Source organism: Novacetimonas hansenii JCM 7643, from assembly GCF_000964405.1.
GTDB lineage: Bacteria > Pseudomonadota > Alphaproteobacteria > Acetobacterales > Acetobacteraceae > Novacetimonas > Novacetimonas hansenii.
In genome coordinates, this window is record NZ_BANE01000422.1 from 1 (window position 1) to 2,225 (window position 2,225).

Here is a 2,225-nt window from a genome sequence, read left to right on the forward strand (position 1 = left end):
GGGGATGTCCCCTGACAAGGGCAGTGCGACCGGCCTGCCGCTGCCGCGCTTTGCCGCGTTCCGCGCGGACGAGGTCAACCTGCGCGCCGGGCCGGGACAGCGTTATCCCATCGACTGGGTGTATCACCGCCGTGGGCTGCCGGTGAAAATCGAACGTGAATTCGATGTCTGGCGACTGGTGGAGGATGCGGACGGACAGAAAGGGTGGGTCCATCAGGCAACCCTGGTGGGGACACGCACGTTCGTCATACCGGGACAGCCAGTCCAGGGTGATGCGCAGCAGGCAGGCCAGCCATCCGCAAAGGAAACGGATGTTATCGGTCGGGCCGACAGCCGCATCATCGGGCATGTGGCCGACGCCACGCAGGCGGCGGCCGTGCCGGGTGGTGTCATGCTGCGTGGCAAGGCAGATCCCGCGTCCCCCATTGTCGCGGTGCTCAAGCCCGGAGTGGTGGGGACGCTGCGCCAGTGTCCGGCAGGTTCGGGCTGGTGCCAGGTAACGGTCAAGCAGTACTCCGGCTGGCTGGAACGGCAGTCGCTGTGGGGGCTGCTGCCGCAGGAAGTCATCTCGCCGTCCTGATCGCGCTCTGGCCTGATCGCGGTCTGGCGTGCGCGGTGGCAGGCATTTCCCATGCCGTGCGCGCATCGGGAATGCCGGTTCAGGCAAGGGCCGCGAACGGCGCGCATTGCGTCCGTCCGGCAAAGAGGATTCCCGATGGACCCTATATTCGCGCATGACCAGCGACGGACCAAGATTGTGGCGACGCTGGGACCGGCCACCTCCAGTTACGGGACCATACGCGCGCTGGCGGATGCCGGCGTCGATGTGTTCCGCCTCAATTTCTCCCACGGGCTGCACGCCGAACACGCGCAGCGCCATGCGACCATCCGCGCGGTGGAAGCCGAGATCCAGCGACCGCTGGGCATTCTGGCCGACCTTCAGGGGCCGAAGCTGCGGGTTGGCACCTTTGCCGACGGTGGCGTGACCCTGCGCCCCGGCGCGATGTTCCGCCTTGACCTTGAACCCCATCCGGGGGACGAGACGCGCGTCCATCTGCCGCACCCCGAAATCGTGGAGGCCGCCGCCATCGGCAGCAGCCTTCTGCTTGATGACGGCAGGCTCCGGCTGGAGGTACGTGAAAAGGGGGCGGATCACCTCCTGACGCAGGTGGTGGTCGGGGGGCGCCTGTCGGATCGCAAGGGCGTCAATGTTCCCGATGTGGTCCTGCCCATCCCCGCCATTACCACAAAGGACCGCGATGATCTGGCCTTCGCCCTTGAACTCGGGGTGGAATATGTTGGCCTGTCCTTTGTCCAGCGCCCGCAGGACGTGCGCGATGCGCGTGAACTTGTCGGGGGGCAGGCCTGGATACTGACCAAGATGGAAAAGCCGCAGGCCATGGACAGCGTGGACGAGATTGTGGCCCTGTCGGACGTGGTGATGGTCGCGCGTGGCGACCTTGGCGTCGAACTGCCGCCAGAACAGGTGCCCGTGGCGCAAAAGCGGATCATCCGCGTTGCACGCCGCATGGGCCGCCCGGTGATTGTTGCGACGCAGATGCTTGAAAGCATGGTCCACGCCCCCACCCCCACCCGGGCGGAAGCGTCGGATGTGGCGACGGCGGTGTTTGATGGGGCGGATGCGGTCATGCTGTCGGCGGAGACCGCCGTGGGCGATTACCCGCGTGAGGCGGTGGCGATCATGGATCGTATCGTACGCAGCGTGGAAGGCGATGCGGGATGGAACCTGACAATGCAGGCCGCCACCCCATCACCCGCCGAAAGTACCGTCGCCGATGCGATCGCCGCCGCGTCACGGCAGGTGGCGGTATCGGTGGATGCCCCGGTCATCGTGGCCTTTACGCTGGGGGGGCGCACGGCGTTGCGCATTTCGCGTGAACGGCCCGACTGCGTGGTGATTGGCCTGACGCCCACGGATGAAATCGCGCGCAGGCTGTGTATCGCATGGGGCGTGGTTGCGCTTTCGGCGGGGCAGGAAGTTCCGGTCTATGGGATCGAGACCGTGGTGGACCAGGCCCTTGAAGCCGCGACGCAGGCCCGGTGCGCGGGTCCGGGGGATGCTGTGGTCATTGCCGCCGGTCTGCCCTTTGGTGTGACCGGCAGTACCAACACCTTGCGTGTGGCGCGGGTGCAGTAGGGTCAGGCCCCACTGGTCACCGGTAAAAAACAAGAAAAGTTTTTGGGTGCCGCCTTTTTTCAAAAAG

2 protein-coding genes are annotated in these 2,225 nt (G+C 66.0%); both read left to right on the forward strand.

Annotated features, from left to right (window positions below):
• Positions 1-580: SH3 domain-containing protein (locus tag B7G66_RS16885; RefSeq protein WP_048859448.1), on the forward strand; the 580-nt coding region annotated here is incomplete at its 5' end.
• 135 nt (positions 581-715) lie between these two features.
• Positions 716-2,158, forward strand: coding sequence for a pyruvate kinase (gene pyk / locus B7G66_RS16890; protein WP_003616608.1), 1,443 nt, complete (start codon positions 716-718; stop codon positions 2,156-2,158).
• Positions 2,159-2,225: the final 67 nt, after the last annotated feature.